Annotated in this window: 12 protein-coding genes and 1 riboswitch; of the genes, 6 read left to right on the top strand and 6 right to left on the bottom strand. The window is 67.4% G+C overall.

All coding sequences use genetic code 11. The features are described 5' to 3' along the window. Window positions 1–26: 26 nt before the first annotated feature. A complete protein-coding gene (locus VG566_RS18585; RefSeq protein ID WP_005418291.1) occupies window positions 27–437 on the top strand; it encodes a VOC family protein in 411 nt (136 codons plus the stop codon). 91 nt (window positions 438–528) lie between these two features. On the opposite strand, the gene gcvP is transcribed toward VG566_RS18585, so the two are convergent. Continuing rightward, a complete protein-coding gene (gcvP, locus tag VG566_RS18580) occupies window positions 529–3,396 on the bottom strand; it encodes an aminomethyl-transferring glycine dehydrogenase (RefSeq protein WP_032960028.1) in 2,868 nt (955 codons plus the stop codon). 62 nt (window positions 3,397–3,458) lie between these two features. After that, window positions 3,459–3,561, bottom strand: a riboswitch (glycine riboswitch). 299 nt (window positions 3,562–3,860) lie between these two features. Between gcvP and VG566_RS18575 the strand changes: the two genes are divergently transcribed. From VG566_RS18575 to VG566_RS18565, 3 genes are all read left to right on the top strand, one after another. Next, on the top strand, window positions 3,861–5,087 hold the full coding sequence (locus VG566_RS18575) for a multidrug effflux MFS transporter (RefSeq protein ID WP_241884306.1): 1,227 nt from the start codon (window positions 3,861–3,863) through the stop codon (window positions 5,085–5,087). 140 nt (window positions 5,088–5,227) lie between these two features. After that, window positions 5,228–6,121, top strand: coding sequence for a siderophore-interacting protein (locus VG566_RS18570; RefSeq protein WP_241884307.1), 894 nt, complete (start codon window positions 5,228–5,230; stop codon window positions 6,119–6,121). 83 nt (window positions 6,122–6,204) lie between these two features. Next, window positions 6,205–6,597, top strand: a complete 393-nt coding sequence (locus VG566_RS18565) for a hypothetical protein (RefSeq protein ID WP_014648016.1) — start codon at window positions 6,205–6,207, stop codon at window positions 6,595–6,597. Between the two features lie 119 nt (window positions 6,598–6,716). On the opposite strand, the gene VG566_RS18560 is transcribed toward VG566_RS18565, so the two are convergent. From VG566_RS18560 to VG566_RS18545, 4 genes are all read right to left on the bottom strand, one after another. Further along, on the bottom strand, window positions 6,717–8,681 hold the full coding sequence (locus VG566_RS18560; RefSeq protein ID WP_241884308.1) for a M2 family metallopeptidase: 1,965 nt from the start codon (window positions 8,679–8,681) through the stop codon (window positions 6,717–6,719). 588 nt (window positions 8,682–9,269) lie between these two features. Beyond that, window positions 9,270–10,919, bottom strand: a complete 1,650-nt coding sequence (locus VG566_RS18555; protein ID WP_241884309.1) for a phosphoethanolamine--lipid A transferase — start codon at window positions 10,917–10,919, stop codon at window positions 9,270–9,272. Then, the gene (locus tag VG566_RS18550; RefSeq protein WP_164111280.1) at window positions 10,916–11,683 is read right to left on the bottom strand and encodes a phosphatase PAP2 family protein; all 768 of its coding nucleotides are present in this window, start codon (window positions 11,681–11,683) and stop codon (window positions 10,916–10,918) included. Before VG566_RS18550 ends, VG566_RS18555 begins: the two co-directional genes overlap by 4 nt. A 111-nt stretch (window positions 11,684–11,794) precedes the next feature. Continuing rightward, window positions 11,795–13,498, bottom strand: a complete 1,704-nt coding sequence (locus VG566_RS18545; protein ID WP_241884310.1) for an ArnT family glycosyltransferase — start codon at window positions 13,496–13,498, stop codon at window positions 11,795–11,797. A gap of 131 nt (window positions 13,499–13,629) precedes the next feature. Here VG566_RS18545 and VG566_RS18540 point away from each other — a divergent pair, with 131 nt between their 5' ends. Together VG566_RS18540 and VG566_RS18535 are read left to right on the top strand one after the other, a co-directional pair. Then, a complete protein-coding gene (locus tag VG566_RS18540) occupies window positions 13,630–14,343 on the top strand; it encodes a response regulator transcription factor (RefSeq protein ID WP_014648011.1) in 714 nt (237 codons plus the stop codon). After that, the gene (locus VG566_RS18535) at window positions 14,330–15,616 is read left to right on the top strand and encodes a sensor histidine kinase (protein WP_014648010.1); all 1,287 of its coding nucleotides are present in this window, start codon (window positions 14,330–14,332) and stop codon (window positions 15,614–15,616) included. The genes VG566_RS18540 and VG566_RS18535 overlap by 14 nt, the downstream gene beginning before the upstream one ends. Window positions 15,617–15,702: 86 nt before the next feature. On the opposite strand, the gene VG566_RS18530 is transcribed toward VG566_RS18535, so the two are convergent. Then, entirely contained in the window at window positions 15,703–16,092 is a 390-nt protein-coding gene (locus VG566_RS18530; protein ID WP_014648009.1) for a VOC family protein, read from the bottom strand. Window positions 16,093–16,204 lie beyond the last annotated feature (112 nt).

Raw genomic sequence — 16,204 nt, 5'->3', positions numbered from 1 at the left:
ATCGGCCCGTCGACCAGGAGTACCGCATGCTGCGCAGCCGTCCCTTCCTGATGTTCACCGGCCAGGCCGAGGCCGCGCTGGCCCTGTACGCCGAAGCCTTTGCCGATTTCCGGCTGCTGGCCCTGCAACGCCATCCCGAGGGGGCCGGCGCCGGCGTGCCGGGGCAGGTCCGCCAGGCCATCTTCCTGCTCGGTGGCACCCACTACCTGTGCTTCGACAGCCTGGACGTGCACGATTTCACCTTCTCGCCGTCGATCTCGCTGTTCGTCGAGTGTTCCGGTGCCGAGCAGTTCGAGCGCGCGGCACGCGTGCTGGGTGAGGGCGGCCATTGGTTGATGCCGGTGGGCGACTATGACTTCAGCAATCGCTACGGCTGGGTGCAGGACCGCTTTGGCGTGTCGTGGCAGTTGAGCCTGGGGCAGATGCCGGACCCGTGATCGGATGCTTGTGGGTGTGGGCCTTGGTCCACACGCCCCATGAAAACGGCCCGCTTGCGCGGGCCGTTTTCTTTACCGATGCAGTGAGGAATCACGCCTCGACTTCATCATCCTTGTAGGCATCGACCGGGATGCAGGCGCACATCACGTTCTTGTCGCCGTACACATTGTCGACACGCGCCACCGGCGGCCAGTATTTGCTCTGCTTCAGGCTGGCCAGCGGGAAGGCGGCCAGTTCGCGCGGGTAGGCGTGGGTCCACTCGCTGGCGGTCACTGCGGTGGCAGTGTGCGGCGCGTTCTTCAGCGGGTTGTCCTCGCGGTCCAGGCGGCCGTCTTCGATCGCGGTGATCTCCTCGCGGATCTGGATCATCGCGTTGATGAAGCGATCCAGTTCGTGCAGCGATTCGCTCTCGGTCGGCTCCACCATCAGCGTGCCGGCCACCGGGAAGCTCAGGGTCGGGGCGTGGAAGCCGAAGTCGATCAGGCGCTTGGCCACGTCCTCGGCACCGATGCCGCTGGTCTTCTCCAGCGGGCGCACGTCCAGGATGCACTCGTGCGCCACCAGGCCGTTGCGGCCGGTGTACAGGGTCTTGAAGTGCGGGGCCAGGCGCTTGGCGATGTAGTTGGCGTTGAGCTGCGCGACCTGGGTGGCCTTGCGCAGGCCGTCGCGGCCCATCATCGCGATGTACATCCAGCTGATCGGCAGGATCGAGGCGCTGCCGAAGCTGGCCGCGCTGACCATGCCGACCGGGCCGTTGTCACCCAGCTTGCCCGGCAGGAACGGGGCCAGGTGCTCCTTGACCGCGCACGGGCCGACGCCCGGGCCGCCACCGCCGTGCGGGATGCAGAAGGTCTTGTGCAGATTCAGGTGCGAAACGTCCGACCCCCACTTGCCCGGCTTGGCCACGCCGACCAGGGCATTCATGTTGGCACCGTCGGTGTACACCTGGCCGCCGTGCTTGTGGATGATCTCGCAGATCTCCACCACCTCTTCCTCGAACACGCCGTGCGTGGACGGGTAGGTCATCATGATCGCGGCCAGGCGGTCGCTGTACTTCTCGGCGTTGAGGCGGATGTCCTCGACGTCGACGTTGCCGTTGGCATCGGTCTTGGTCACCACCACCTTCATGCCGCACATCTGCGCCGAGGCCGGGTTGGTGCCGTGCGCCGAATCCGGGATCAGGCAGATGTCGCGGTGGCCTTCGCCGCGCGAGCGGTGGTAGGCGCGGATCGCCAGCAGGCCGGCGTACTCGCCCTGCGCGCCGGAGTTCGGCTGCAGGCTGACCGCGTCATAGCCGGTGCATTCCACCAGCATCGCTTCCAGCGTGTCGATGAGTTCCTTGTAGCCCAGCGCCTGGTCGGCCGGCACCAGCGGGTGGATCTGCGAGAACTCCGGCCAGGTCACCGGGATCATCTCGGCGGTGGCGTTGAGCTTCATGGTGCACGAGCCCAGCGGGATCATCGTGCGGTCCATCGCCAGGTCCTTGTCGGCCAGCGAGCGCAGGTAGCGCAGCAGTTCGTGCTCGCTGTGGTGGGTGTTGAACACCGGATGGGTCAGGAATGCGGACTGGCGCAGCAGGCCGGCCGGCAGCGCATCGGCGGTGCTGGCATCCAGCGCGTCGACGTCGGCCTGCGCACCGAACACGGCGGCCAGTGCGACCACGTCGGCGCGGGTGGCGGTCTCGTCCAGGCTGATGCCGACCGAGTCGCTGTCGATCGCACGCAGGTTGTAACCGGCGGCGCGGGCCTTGGCGTGAATCTCATCGGCGTGCACGCCGGTGACATGCAGGGTGTCGAAGAAGTCGCCACCGACCTGCACGCCGGCCTCGCGCAGCGCGGCGGCCAGGATCGAGGCCAGGCGGTGGGTGCGCCGGGCGATGCGGGTCAGGCCTTCCGGGCCGTGGTACACGGCATACATCGAGGCCATCACCGCCAGCAGCACCTGTGCGGTACAGATGTTGGAGGTGGCCTTCTCGCGGCGGATGTGCTGCTCGCGGGTCTGCAGGGTCAGGCGGTAGGCCGGGTTGCCCTGGGCATCGACCGAGACGCCGATCAGGCGGCCCGGCATTGAGCGCTTGTAGGCGTCGCGGCAGGCCATGAATGCGGCGTGCGGCCCGCCGAAGCCGAACGGCACGCCGAAACGCTGGCTGTTGCCGACCACGATGTCCGCACCCCATTCGCCCGGGGCGGCCAGCAGGGTCAGCGCCAGCAGGTCGGTGGCCACGGCCACCAGGCCGCCGCGCGCGTGCACGGCCTCGACCAGCGCCTTGTAGTCGCCGATCTGGCCGAAGGTGTCCGGGTACTGCAGCAGCAGGCCGAAGGCTTCTGCTTCCAGTGCCTCGGCCGGGGTGCCGACGCGCAGCACGATGCCCATGGGCTCGGCGCGGGTACGCAGCAGTTCCAGGGTCTGCGGGTGCACGGCGTCGTGCACGAAGAAGGTGTCCGACTTCGACTTGGCCGAACGCTTGGCCAGGGTCATCGCTTCAGCTGCGGCGGTGGCTTCGTCCAGCAGCGAGGCGTTGGCGATTTCCATGCCGGTGAGGTCGGCGCACAGGGTCTGGAAGTTGATCAGCGCTTCCATGCGGCCCTGCGAGATCTCGGCCTGGTACGGGGTGTAGGCGGTGTACCAGGCCGGGTTTTCCAGGATGTTGCGCAGGATCACGTTCGGCGTGTGGGTACCGTAGTAGCCCTGGCCGATGAAGCTGCGCAGCACGGTGTTCTTGTCGGCGATCGCACGGATCTTCGCCAGTGCCTGCACTTCGGTCATCGATTCCGGCAGTGCCAGCGGCGCCGGCGACTTGATCTTGGCCGGTACGATGGCATCGGTCATCGCATCCAGCGACGCGTGGCCGACGACGTCGAGCATCTGCGCGATCTCGGCATCGTTGGGGCCGATGTGGCGCTCGACGAACGCATTGTGGTGCTCGAGCTCACGCAGGGAAGGGGTGTTCTGGGACATGGCGAAGGATCCGTCAGGAAAGGGCACACGCACGGGCACAAGCCGCCGGTCGGCGGTCTGCGGGGCGCCCCTCTGTCCTTTTGCCTGAGAGTTTGGAAGCGCGGAAAACCGCGGCTTCGTGCCCCTTCGGCGCCGGATCGAACCGGTCTCTCCAGAGTTGTGTTACGGGTGGTATCGGGCCTGAGCGATTACGGGCGTTGCGCCTTCGGCAGCGGTGTTCCGCTTCTCCCACCGTGTTGCCCGCCGATTATAGCCCGTTGCGGGCGCGCCAGCCGCCTGCGGGCCCGGCCGCGGCGCCTGAATGGCCGATGGCCCGCCCGTGCGTTTTGTGCACTGCTGCATGGCATCAGGCGCAATCCACACCTATGATGGGCGGATACCCGAATTCATCTGGCGCCGTCCCTGCTGCAGGGGACTGGCGCCCGCCGTGCGTGCCGCGCATGGCCCTGCCGGACGCCTTCTCCATGACCGCCGCTGTTGCTCCTTCCACCCGCCGCATGGCCCTGCTGCTCGCCGGCCTGGCCATGTTCGGTCCGTTCTCGATCGACACCATCTTCCCGGCGTTCCCGCAGCTGGCCCAGCGCCTGGCGGTGGACGAGGTGGCGGTGCAGCAGACCATCAGCGTGTACCTGCTGTTCTACGGCCTGATGAGCCTGGCACATGGCCCGCTGTCCGATGCCTGGGGCCGCAAGCGGGTGATCCTCGGTGGCCTGGTGGTGTTCGTCGGCGCCTCGGTCGGCTGTGCGCTGTCCACCGACCTGACCACGCTGCTGGCGTTCCGCGCGCTGCAGGGCCTGTCCGCGGGCGTCGGCATGATCGTCGGCCGCGCGGTGATCCGCGACCTGTACCACGGCCACGACGCGCAGCGGTTGATGAGCCAGGTGTCGATGCTGTTCGGCATCGCCCCGGCCATCGCACCGATCATCGGTGGCTGGATCCTGCTCAGTGGCGCGGGCTGGCCGCTGATCTTCTGGTTCCTGGTGGTGTTCGCACTGGTCCTGCTGGCAGCGACCGCGCGCTACCTGCCGGAAACCCATCCGGTCGAGGCACGGGTGCCGCTGTCGCCGCGCGTGCTGATGCGTGACTACGTGCGCATCGGTTTCAATCCGCGTTTCCTGCGCCTGGCGCTGGCCGGCAGCATCGGTTTCGGCGGCATCTTCCTGTACATCTCCTCGGCGCCGGTGTTCGTGATGCAGCACCTGCACCTGGGCGAGGGCGGCTTCGCCTGGCTGTTCATCCCCACCATCGGCGGCATGACCACCGGCTCGTTCCTGTCCGGGCGCATGGCCGGGCACACCACGCCCACCCGCCAGGTATCCATTGGTTTCGGCCTGTGCGCGCTGTCGGTGCTGCTGAACGTCGGCTACGTGGCGCTGGCGCCGCAGTTCGTGCTGCCGTGGGCGGTGCTGCCGATCTTCCTGGGTGGCATGGGCATGGCGCTGATCTTCCCGATCCTGGCGCTGGCGGTGCTGGACATGTACCCGCACCAGCGCGGCCTGGCCTCGTCGCTGCAGGCCTTCGTGCAGCTGATGATCAGCACCGTGGTGGCCGGCGTGGTGTCGCCGCTGCTCAGCGCCAGCCCGCTGCACCTGGCGTTGGGCCAGGCTGGGTTCTTCGGCGCCGGCTTCGTGTTCTGGTACTGGGAACACCGGCGCGAACGCGCGGCGCAGGCAGCCTGCACGGGTCACTGAGCAGCGCGCAGGGGTAGGGCAGGCTACGACGCCCGCAACGCTTGCGACGGGAAACCGCCGGACTAGGCTGGGCACTCCAGCCAGCCGGTGCACAGGTGCACGACAGCCAGCCGATCCACTGTCGTTGCATGAGGTTCCCCATGGCTGCGCAGCAGACCTACCGCCTGTTCGAGGTGGCGCTGAAGGAGCGCCGCGTTCTTTCCCCTTCCCTGGACCGCATGGTGTTCACCGGTGCCGACGTGGCGCGGATGGCGACCGGAGGGCCGGACCAGCGCATCAAGGTGTTCTTCCCCTTGCCCGGCCAGGAGGCGCCGCAGGTCCCCAGCGGCGAGGACTGGTACCCGCGCTACCGGGCCCTGCCGGACGATCAGCGCCCGCCGATGCGCACCTACACCCTCCGCCAGCTGCGTGCAGAGCAGGGCGAGGTCGATGTTGATTTCGTGCTGCATGGCGAGACCGGGCCGGCCTCGCGATGGGCCATCCATGCACGGCCGGGCGACCGCGTGGTGCTGCTGGCCCCGGATGCCGACTGCGCCGACAGCAGCGAGGGCTGGGAATGGAAGCCGCCGGCCGGCGTTGGCCAGGTGCTGCTGGTGGCTGACGAGACCGCGCTGCCGGCAGTGGCCGGCATTCTTGAGGAACTGGCGGCCAGGGTGGATCCGCCACGTACGCTGGCCCTGCTGGAAGTGGCGCAGGCCGGCGACGCCGTGCCGCTGAAGGCGCCGGCTACCGCCGAGCTTGTCTGGCTGCCGCGCGGGCGGGCGGCGTACGGGGCGCCCCTGTTGCAGGCGGTGCAGGCGCGCCTGGCCGCCTCGAGCGTGGTCGCTGGCGAAGAACTGGAAGAGATCGACGTTGACGCGCAGATTCTCTGGGAACAGGCCGATGCCAGCGTGGCCGGGCCGCTGTATGCCTGGGTGGCAGGCGAGGCGGGAGCGGTGATGGCGATCCGTCGCCATCTGGTCCGCGAGTGCGGGCTGGACCGCCGCACGATCACCTTCATGGGTTACTGGCGGCACGGCAAGGTGCTGGACTGACCTTGCTGGATCGAGCGCGCGTGAAGCGGTGCTGCGCGTGGGGTGCGCTATCCTTGCGCCCCCTTTCGCAGCGGTACCGCACCATGTCCACCAGCTCCAAGACCCGCCGCGACCAGCGCCGTCGCCAGGAAAAGCAGGCCGCCAACAAGGCCGCTGCCCAGGCCTCGCCGGTGGAGCCACATGCGGAACTGCGCGACGCGCAGCGCACCCTGCTGGCCGGTGTCGTGCGCCGCGATGGCGAATGGGTGCTGGGCATGGACGGCCGTATCGCCGGCCACAGTGACTCCGCCGCGCAGGTACTGGCGCTGATCATGCAGGCCGGTGAACTGCACGAGCGCAACGGCACGCCGGTGCGCCTGATGTACTCCGATGCGCTGCGCGACGCCGCACAGGCCGAAGCGAAGGAGAAGGGCCAGACCTTCGAGGAGTTCAAGGCGGACCTGGCCGCGGCGATGGCGGCGAAGAAGGACAGCTGACAGGCATTCCGGTAGAGCCGGCCGCTGGCCGGCTGCCCGCGGGGTCTTCATCGCGTGGTTGCCGGCCAGCGGCCGGCACTACCAGGAAGGGGCGGATCCTTGCGGACCCGCCCCTTTTTTCATTTTGCCGCCGGGGCCGCGTTGGCCTGCCAGCCGCACATCTGGCCTTCGTTCTGCTGCTTCAGCCACTCGTTGACCGGCGTGAAGTACTCGATCATCGGGCCGGCATCGAGCTTGTCGGTGCCGGTCAGCTCCTTCAGCGTGGCCTGCCACGGCTGGCTGGCACCCTTGCTCAGCATCGCCCAGTATTTCTGGCCGGCTTCCTTGTTGCCGTAGAAGGTGCACTCATGCAGCGGGCCCTTGTAGCCGGCCGCGTCGCACAGGCCCTTGTAGAACTGGAACTGCAGGATGCGCGCCAGGAAGTAGCGGGTGTACGGGGTGTTGCCTGGCACGTGGTACTTCGCGCCCGGATCGAAGAACTCCTCGCCACGGGTACTGGCAGGCGCCACGCCCTGGTACTTGGCCTTCAGGTCCCACCATGCCTTGTTGTAGTTGTCGGCGGTGATCGAACCATCGAACACACCCCAGCGCCAGCGGTCGATCATCAGCCCGAACGGCAGGAACGACACGCCCGACAGCGCCATGCGCATCTGGTTGTTGATGACCGCTTCGCGGCTTTCGGTCGGCGCATCGACCAGGCCGATCGAGCTGAGGTACTTGGGGGTCATCGCCAGCACGATGGTGTCGCCGATCGCTTCATGGAACCCATCGTTGGCACCGCCCTGGAACAGCGGCGGCAGCGGGTTGTAGGCCAGGTCGTAATAGATGTGGCCCAGCTCGTGGTAGATGGTGGTGAAGTTCTCTTCGTTCGGCTTGATGCACATCTTGGTGCGCACGTCGCCTTCCATGTTCATGTCCCAGGCGCTGGCGTGGCAGACCACGTCGCGGTCATCGGGCTTGATGAACTGGGTGCGTTCCCAGTACGACTGCGGCAGCGACGGCATGCCCAGCGACACGTAGAAGTCCTGCGCGCGTTCGGTCATCTGCTTGGCGGTGCGCAGTTCGGCCTCGCGCTGCGCCTTGTACTGCGCGGCCACGTTGGCATCCTTGCCGGCCTTGGCCAGCGCCGCGCTCAGGTTGGTCTGGTATTGCTTCTCCAGCGCCGCGGTGATGTCCAGGCTGCCGGCGCCCGGGTACGGTTCCAGCTGGTCCCACAGGTTCGACCAGTCCTGCTGCCACATGTTGCCCAGCAGGTGCGCGGCGATCAGGCCGTTGCCCACTTCGGCCTTGTCCTTGCCGTAGGTCTTGTCCAGCTTGCCACGTGCGTAGCAGTGCAGCTGCTCGTACATCGGCTTGACCTGTTCCCACAGGCGGTCGGTTTCCGGGCCGATCTGCTCCGGCGGCATGTCATAGCCGCTGCGCCACATCTGGCCGGCATCGGTGAAGCCCATGCCCTTGGCGCCTTCGTTCACCAGGCCGACGAACTTCTGGTAGTCGCCGCGCATGTTCTTGGTGGTGCTGTGCCAGCCCTGCCAGGCGTCGAGCTGCTTGTCGTAGTCGCGGCTGCGTGCCAGCACCTGCTCCAGCTCGCCCAGCTGGCGGCAGGAGTTCGGATCGTTGGCATCGGTGCAGTACCTGCCGGCGCCATAGCTGCCTTCCATGCGGGTGGCGATCTGGGTCAGCTCGGCCAGCTTGGCCGGGTCGCGCGGTGCCGGCATCGACGACATCAGCTTCAGCAGGTGGATCGCGCGCTTGCTGTCCTCGCTCATCGGCTTGCCGTCGAACTTCGCAGCCTGTTCGATCCAGCTGTTGAGCTGGGTCAGCGAGCGCTCGTTGGCCTTGGCCGCGATGCGTTCCGAATCACTGTTGATGTAGGTGGAGGACAGCCACTGCGCCGAGGTCATCTCCGGGTAGGCGGCCTTGAACTCGGCATTGATGCGGGCCACGAACTGGTCGGCGGTTTCGCCGGCCGGGGCGCTGCTGCTGGCGGTATCGGTGCCTGGGGCAGCTTCCTTCTTGCAGGCGGCCAGGGCCAGCGTGGCGGCGGCGATTGCCGAGGCCAGCAGGAGATGACGGTGTTTCACGGGCGGTCCTTGGGTGGTGAACGACGGCCGAAGGCTAGTGGGCAGCCGCTGCCTCCGCAAGTGGCGGAAGTCGGCCGGGCGGCGCCCGGCACCCGCAGAGGCCAGAGCACAAGCAACAGCAACCGCCGAAGCAACCGCAACAGCGGGGTATCTGTGGGATGGCGCGGCGGTGTGGGCTTGCAGGACACGCCGTAAACCCATCCATGGGGGCTCGATGGCGCCATCCATGGCGCCAACGGTCCTGCAAGCCCACACCGCCCCACCTCTGACAGATTCCGTGTGCTGTCGGTAGGTGTCGACCTTGGTCGACACATCTGTCAGATATCGACAATCAAAATGGGGTCAGATCCGTTTTCCTCCGGAAAACGGATCTGACCCCAAGATCGTTCCAACAGATCGCGGAATACTGTCGAAGGCGGGGTGGGTCCGGTGGCGGGAGTGTCCGCGGCATGGATGCCGCGGCCACTCCCGCCACCGGGCCCACCCCGCCATCCCACGGAATGCACGCTGTTGCTGTTGCTGTCGAGGCTGCCGGCCAGCGGCCGGCACTACCGCAGATGCAGGGCTGCAAGCCCTGCCGAACACCCCTCAACTCTCGCAGTTGGCGAACACGTCGCGGTCGCGTTCGTACAGCGAGGTCTTCACCTGCATCAGGCCCAGCACCGACGGGAACAGGTTGTCATGGTCGGTATACGCCGCCGAACGCTTGCGCACGCACTGCAGGTCCAGCCCGCGGCTGCTGGCGAAGCCCGGCGAGAACCACATCGTCATCGGTACCCGGGTCTGCTCGGCCGGGGCGATGGCGTAGGGCACACCATGCAGGAACAGCCCCTTCTCGCCCAGCGACTCGCCGTGGTCGGACAGGTAGATCATCGCCGTGTCGTAATCCTGCATGCCCTGCAGCGTGCCGATGGTCTTTGTCAGGAAGTGATCGGTGTACAGCACGGCATTGTCGTAGCTGTTGGTGATCTCTTCGCGCGAGCAACGGCCAATGTCACGGGTATCGCAGGTCGGGGTGAAACGGCGGAATGCGGGCGGATAGCGCTCGAAGTAGGCCGGTCCGTGGTTGCCCAGCTGATGCAGCACCACCACCCGGTCGCCGGGCCTGGCCCGCACCTGGGTGGCCAGGTCCTGCAGCAGGATCTCATCCATGCAGCGGCCATCGGCGCACAGGCCCGGCGTGGTGGCATCGGACAGCGACTGGAAGTCCAGGCCCTCGCACACGCCCTTGCAGCCGGACTGGTTGTCACGCCACAACGGCACGATGCCGGCGCGGTCCAGGACGTGCAGCAGCGACTGGTGCGCACGGATCTTCTTTTCGTCGTAGTCGTGACGACCCCATGGCGAGAACAGGCACGGTAGCGAAACCTCGGTGCTGGTGCCGCACGAGTGCATGTCCGGGAAATTGATCACGCTGGCCTGCGCCAGTTCCGGGGTGGTGTTGCGGCCACCGTTGAGCCCCCAGTTCTGCGCACGCACGGTCTCGCCCATGACGATCACCAGCAGGCGCGGCTTGCTGGCCGGCGCGCGCGGGGTGGCCTTGGCATCGGTGCCGATCGGCAGCTTCGGCGCGCGCTGCACCGGATTGTCGCCACGCAATGCACGCGGCATGCCCAACAGGACATTGGCCGGTGTCGCGAGATAGCGCACTTCACGCTGGTTGCGCATCAGTGCCGAGACATCCTGGAACGAGATCAACGCGCCGCCGACAGCCGTCACTGCCGCCACCGCCAGGAAGCCGACGCGCCAGAGCAGGCTGCGGCCCCAGCTGCGGCGGCGCAGCTGCACGCGCCACAGCACCACCATCGGCAGCACTGCCAGCAGCAGTACCGGCCACAGCAGCGATACGGTCATCAGCTCGCGGCTTTCCTTGGGGTCGGTCGCCAGCACGTTGCGCAGCATGTCCGCATCCAGGTAGATGTGGTAGCGGCTCATGTAGTGTGCGGCGAATGCGGTCACCAGCAGCAGCAGGCTGATCACCACTTTGGCGTTCCAGCGCCAGACCAGGATGCCCAGCAGCACGCCGTGCGCACCCAGCAGCAACAGCAGCAGCGACAGCGCGTAGCGCAGGCTGCCCGGATGGCTGGCCATCGCGCTGTGCCAGAACAGGCCGTTGCCGGCCACCGCGAAGAACAGGCTGGTGAACGCGATCAGTGCTTCGGTGGACAGCTGTGGCCGCCAGTGGCGAAGACCCGCCAGCGCAGAAGAGCGGGCGGGGCGTTGGACCGATGCACTCATGCGTTTGCCTCCTGGCGGTTGGGACGGTCCAGCTGACGGCGGATCAGGATGCCTTTGACGATCAGGTACAGGCCGAGTGACAGCAGCCAACATATCAACGCGGTGGCAACGTCATGCGAAAGGAAATGCGCGCCGCGCAGCTGCTGGCTGATGCCGAACAGCAGGCCGGTGCCGAGGCCGATCCACAAGCCTGCCCAGCGCCACGACGGGCGCCACAGCAGGGCGAAATAGTACAGGCACAGCCACGCATAACCTGCGCTGGCGTGGCCGGCAGGGAAGCAGGCCTGTGCGGCCATGCCGGCCGGGCGCTGCGTGAAAAGCCCGATATAGGGCTGATGGCCACCGTAGCGCAGCAGGTCCCAGGGACATTCCATCGGCACCAGGGTCTTCAGCAGGGAGATCACGCCCGTACCCAGCGCCATGCCAATTACGACATAAAGCAGCGCCCATCGCAGGGTGCGATCGCCCCCCTTGCGCCAGTGGTGCACGCACAACAGGATCGCGACCAGCGCCGCCGATGTGCTCAGCCACTTGCCGGCCTTGTGCACCACCGTGCGGGTGACCCAGGCGTCCTGCAACGCCCAGTGGCCACCTTCGAGGCGGAACAGGTGATCGGCCACCCATTGATCACCGCCGAAACCCATCAGCAGCGTAAACACGGGCAGACCGATTGCGACAGGCAGCCAGAAGTGAGTTACGGCGAATCTTGACGCCAGTGGTGATGTCGCAAGCGGCGCAACCGCATCAATGGGACGAACGGGCATGCTGGGAAGGGGCGGTTCGGGAATCCGCGCTCATGCTCGTCACCTCGATGTCGGAGAAGGGTCGGACGCCCGTTCGCGCCGGGTTAATGAGTCCCCGGCGCGCGTCACCGTTCAGTCTTCTTCGGCGGTCGATCCGGTGCGCTCGGCGTGGCACTTCGGGTCCCAGGCCGTACCGGGAAGCAGTTGCCAACGATTCCTGTTGGCAATGCCGATGTCGATCACCTTGGCCGGGTCCACGCAGGGGCTCATGGCATCGTCCAGCACCAGCACCCAGCGCTTGCCCGGTGCCTCGGCCAGCCACGGGCCGGCGTCATGCCACTGCTCGGCCCACGGGCGCTTGAAGCCGAACTCGCGCACCGGCCGATCTGCCTGCAGCAGGTTCTGTTCGCGCCAGGCGACCAGTGCCAGCTCCGCATCCGGGCCGATCCGCGCGCCCACCCGGCGCATCACCGCCGACGCTGATGCATACGGATCCAGCGCCGGGATCAGCACCAGGCCGTAGAGCATCCACAGCATGCCGTGGGTCAGCAACACCAGCGTTGCGGCACGTCGCACCCGCAGCCACACGATCAACGTGGCCAGGGCAATGGCAAAGGTCAGCAGGCCATCTCCCAGCACCGGCAGCAGCGAATCGGGCATCGCCCGCCGTTCCAGCTGCGCCAGGGCCCACGGATGCTCGGTCATCAGCATCACGCCGAGCACGCCGGTGGCCAGCATCAGCACCACGGTGTAGCCGAACAGGTACCGCCGCACGCACAGCCGTCGCAGCAGGCCAGGCAACAGCGGGGCCACCGCCAGCGCCATCGCCGGCAGCATTGGCAGCACATAGACCTCGCGCTTGCCGGGGCTGGCACTGAAGAACACCAGCACCAGCAGCGCCCACCCCAGCAGCAGCCATTGCCGGCGGTCACCACGGCGGATGCGGCGCCACCAGGGTTTGAACAGCATCGGCAGCAACAGGCTGCCCGGCAGCCACAAGGTCAGGATCACCTGCAGGTAGTACCAGACCGGCTGGCGGTGGTGCCAGGCGTTGGCGTAGCGGGTGCCGGTCTGCTTGAATAGCAGTTCGTGGGCGTAGGACTGCAGGGACGCGCTGGGCTCATGCAGCAACGCCCAGCCCAGCGGGGCAAGCCACACCGCCACGCCCAGCAGGAAGGCCGGGATCAGCCACAGCAGCGTTGCCGGGTGCGGACCCTCCACGCTGCGCCCGCGGCGGCGCTGGTACAGCCACCAGCCGAACCACGGCAGCACCATCAGCAGCGGCAGGAACCCCACGCCCTTGGTCACCGTGCCGAGGCCAGCGGCGAAACCGGCCAGCCACAGCGCGGGCAGGCTGCGGCGCTCGCACAGGTGGCGCATCAATCCCCACAGGGCCACCGTGGTCATGCCGACCAGCACCATGTCGATCTGCGCGCGCTTGGCCATCAGGCCGAACTGCAGGGTGCAGAACAGCGCCGCGAGGGCGTACAGGGAATGCCGGGGTGACCACAGCCGCCGTGCCAGGTCCGACACCAGCCACAGGCTGAGCAGGGCGCCCAGCAGCGACGGCAGCAGGAACGACCATTGCCAGCTGCCGACCACCTCGTAAGCGGCCGCCTGCAGCCACATGAAGACCGGCGGCTTCTCCGCGTACAGCTCCACGCCCCGGTGCGGCAGCAGCCATTCCCCACTTTCGACCATGGTACGGGCCGCCAGCACGAAGCGCGGCTCGTCCGGCGGCTGCGGCTGGCGCAGGCCGATACCGGCGGCCAACGCGGCGATGATCAGCAGCCACAACAGGGGCAGGCGCCAACGGCGGGGCAGGGCTACGGGCACGGCAGGCTCCGGGAGCAAAACCGCCACTCTGACGTGGCTGGGGTAGGAAAGGCGTCGGAGCGGGCGCAGGGCGACCGCATTCCGACATGGTCGGCGCTACCATGGTACGAACTTCCGTGGATCTTTCGTGCATGCGTCTGTTGGTGATCGAGGACAACCGCCAGCTGGTGGCCAACCTGTTCGACTATTTCGAGTCGCGCGGGCACGTGCTCGACGTGGCCCCGGATGGCATCACCGGCCTGCACCTGGCAGGCAGCCACCCCTACGATGCGGTGATCCTGGACTGGATGCTGCCGCGCATGGAGGGGCCGGAGGTGCTGCGTCGCCTGCGCGCCGAGCACGCGTCGGAGGTGCCGGTGATCATGCTGACCGCGCGCGACGAGCTGCCGGACAAGATCGCCGGCTTCCGCGCCGGTGCCGACGACTACCTGACCAAGCCGTTCGCCCTGCCCGAGCTGGAAGTGCGGCTGGAGGCGCTGCTGCTGCGCGCGCAGGGCCGCAATCCGCGCAAGCGCCTGCAGGTGGGCGACCTGGTGCTGGACCTGGCGACCCTGGAAGCCCAGCGTGGTGGCCAGGTGCTGCATCTGTACCCGGCCTGCCGCAAGCTGCTGGAAGTGCTGATGCGCGCCAGCCCCGGTGCGGTCACCCGCCAGCAGCTGGAGTTCGCCCTGTGGGGCGACGAGCCACCGGATGGCGATCTGCTGCGCTCGCATGTCTACGAGCTGCGTCGCAGCGTCGACGGCCCGTTTGCCGACAAGCTGATCCATACGCTGCCGCGGGTGGGCTATCGGTTGGCGCTGATGGACGCTGCCGACGCAGGCAGGAATGCTGATGAGGGCGCGTAAGCCGGGGCCGCTGTACCGGCGGGTGGTGTGGTGGTTGCTCGGGTACCTGGCACTGCTGTCGATTGCAGTGTTCAGTGTCGGCAACTACGTGCACGAACACGCCGAGCACGCCGCGTGGCGCGCGCTGCTCAATTCCGAACTGGACAGCATCGTCGAGCATGTCGAGCACGAACCTCACTATCGCTGGCAGGACTCGGACACGCTGAGCCTGTACCGCTTTGACGCAGTCAATCTGCCAGAGAGCCTGCGCTCCCTGCATCCTGGGTTGCATGACGGCGTGATGGTCAAGGGCCGCGAGACGGCGGTGATGGTCCGTGAAACGCAGTCGATGGGACGGGTGGCGCTGGCGCTGGACATCTCCGATTTCCATGACCTGGAACAGTTCGCCACGCGCTGGGTGATGCTGGCCGGGGTGATCATGATCTTCGTCACCGTGCTGATGGCGTCGTTCGGCATGGAGCGGATGGTGCGTCCGTTGAGCCTGCTGGCACAGCACATTGCCGGGCTGCGGCCGGGCGTGCAGGGCCAGCGTATCGAGGTCGATCCGCGCGGCAGCGCTGAGCTGCATACCATCGCCGGTGCGTTGAACGACTACCTGGACCGCAACGAGCAGTTCGTCGAGCGCGAGCGGGTCTTCATCAGCACCGCCAGCCACGAACTGCGCACGCCGATCGCGGTGATGACCGGTGCTGCCGAGCTCGCGCTGGAGCAACCGGGCCTGCCCGAGCGCGCCCGCCAGCAGATGCAGCGGGTGTTGCGCACAGCGCAGAGTGTGGAGCAGCTGATCGAGCTGCTGCTGGTGCTGGCGCGTGATCCGGCACGCCTGGCCGCGCGTGCCGAGCGCATCGCCCTGGACCAGCTGCTGCCGGAGATCGTCGACGACCATCGCCACCTGCTCGGTGACAAGGACCTGAGCATCGGCATCCAGGCGGCGCCGGTGGATATCGTTGCGCCGATGGCAGTGGTGCAGGCGGCGATCGGCAACCTGCTGCGCAATGCCATCGAGAACAGCGGCCGCGGCCATATCGAGCTGCAGCTGAGTGCGTCGGCGGTGCTGACGCTGCAGGACCCAGGGCATGGCATGAGCCCGGAGGAGATTGCCGCCATCCACGCGCGCATGGCCCGTGGCGGACGCGCCGATCGTGGCGGCGGCATCGGCCTGGACCTGATCGCGCGGTTGTGCGAGCACCTGGGCTGGACCCTGCAGCTGCAGCCCTGCGAGCCGCGCGGAACGCGTGTCACGCTCGATTTCAGTGCCTCGCGCCCGGCCTGATCCGGCCGTCCTGGTAGATGCCAACCTTGGTTGGCATGCGGCCCGTCGACCAAGGTCGACGCCTACCCACGCAATGGCTGTTCGCATTACCGCCCGTTCGGCCGCGCCACGTGCTGGTCGATCAGGATCACGTTGCCGTCGGGATCGGCCAGCTGCAGGTAGCCGGTCCCCTGGCCATCGGGGTCAGTGCGGACTGCCAGTTCGATGCCCTTGGCATCCAGTTCCGCCTGCAGTTCACGCACATCCTGGAAGTGGGGCAGCTCCTGCCTGTGCTGGTCCCAGCCGGGGTTGAAGGTCAGCAGGTTGCCCTCGAACATGCCCTGGAACAGCCCGATGACCGTGCCGTTGCTGCGCATTACCAGCCAGTTCTGCGTGGGATCGCCACCGGTGACCGAGAACCCGAGGGCTTCGTGGAACGCGCGGGAGGCGGCCAGGTCCTTCACGGACAGGCTGACAGAGAACGCACCAAGCTGCATGGGCCTGCTCCACAACGGTGATGCCGCAATCGTCGTCAATGCAGGGGAAGGCGACAAGCAGCGCAGCATGACCAGGCGTGAAGACAATGTTAATCTCGACCTGCGCCGCTTC

The sequence above is a fragment of the Stenotrophomonas sp. CASM114 genome (genome assembly GCF_049384325.1).
GTDB lineage: Bacteria > Pseudomonadota > Gammaproteobacteria > Xanthomonadales > Xanthomonadaceae > Stenotrophomonas > Stenotrophomonas muris.
This window is presented reverse-complemented; position numbering and strand designations above follow the sequence as displayed.

What these genes read in the sequence shown, in the direction of transcription:
- VG566_RS18585 (WP_005418291.1), top strand. Translation starts at nt 27, where the DNA reads ATGCTGCGCAGCCGTCCCTTCCTGATGTTCACCGGCCAGGCCGAGGCC.
- VG566_RS18555 (WP_241884309.1), bottom strand. Translation starts at nt 10,919, where the DNA reads ATGAGTGCATCGGTCCAACGCCCCGCCCGCTCTTCTGCGCTGGCGGGT.
- VG566_RS18570 (WP_241884307.1), top strand. Translation starts at nt 5,228, where the DNA reads ATGGCTGCGCAGCAGACCTACCGCCTGTTCGAGGTGGCGCTGAAGGAG.
- VG566_RS18540 (WP_014648011.1), top strand. Translation starts at nt 13,630, where the DNA reads ATGCGTCTGTTGGTGATCGAGGACAACCGCCAGCTGGTGGCCAACCTG.
- VG566_RS18565 (WP_014648016.1), top strand. Translation starts at nt 6,205, where the DNA reads ATGTCCACCAGCTCCAAGACCCGCCGCGACCAGCGCCGTCGCCAGGAA.
- gcvP (WP_032960028.1), bottom strand. Translation starts at nt 3,396, where the DNA reads ATGTCCCAGAACACCCCTTCCCTGCGTGAGCTCGAGCACCACAATGCG.
- VG566_RS18530 (WP_014648009.1), bottom strand. Translation starts at nt 16,092, where the DNA reads ATGCAGCTTGGTGCGTTCTCTGTCAGCCTGTCCGTGAAGGACCTGGCC.
- VG566_RS18535 (WP_014648010.1), top strand. Translation starts at nt 14,330, where the DNA reads ATGAGGGCGCGTAAGCCGGGGCCGCTGTACCGGCGGGTGGTGTGGTGG.
- VG566_RS18575 (WP_241884306.1), top strand. Translation starts at nt 3,861, where the DNA reads ATGACCGCCGCTGTTGCTCCTTCCACCCGCCGCATGGCCCTGCTGCTC.
- VG566_RS18550 (WP_164111280.1), bottom strand. Translation starts at nt 11,683, where the DNA reads ATGCCCGTTCGTCCCATTGATGCGGTTGCGCCGCTTGCGACATCACCA.